Origin of the sequence: Vibrio sp. 10N.222.48.A3 (genome assembly GCF_041475345.1) — a bacterium.
Lineage (GTDB): Bacteria > Pseudomonadota > Gammaproteobacteria > Enterobacterales > Vibrionaceae > Vibrio > Vibrio tasmaniensis_A.
This window is the reverse complement of sequence record NZ_JBFRVX010001450.1, coordinates 1-223: the sequence shown is the minus strand read 5'-3', so window position 1 is coordinate 223 and position 223 is coordinate 1. Positions and strand designations below refer to the sequence as shown.

Below are 223 nucleotides of genomic sequence, written 5' to 3'. Positions count from 1 at the left end.
TAGAGATCACTGAAGAAGGTGCTGCTATCGTTGCATTCGGCGGTGGTTGTAACGGTTGTTCTATGGTTGATGTAACGCTAAAAGAAGGCATCGAGAAGGAACTTCTTCAACAATTCGAAGGTGAATTGACAGCCGTTCGTGATGCAACTGAACACGATCGTGGTGAGCACTCTTACTACTAAGCTCTTTTACGACTAAGCACTCATACAGTCTTAGCCAGTAG

The 223-nt window shown here is 44.8% G+C and carries 1 protein-coding gene; it reads left to right on the top strand.

Annotated features, from left to right (window positions below):
- The coding region (locus AB4653_RS27045; protein ID WP_372105776.1) for a NifU family protein at positions 1–182 on the top strand (182 nt) is incomplete at its 5' end.
- Positions 183–223: the final 41 nt, after the last annotated feature.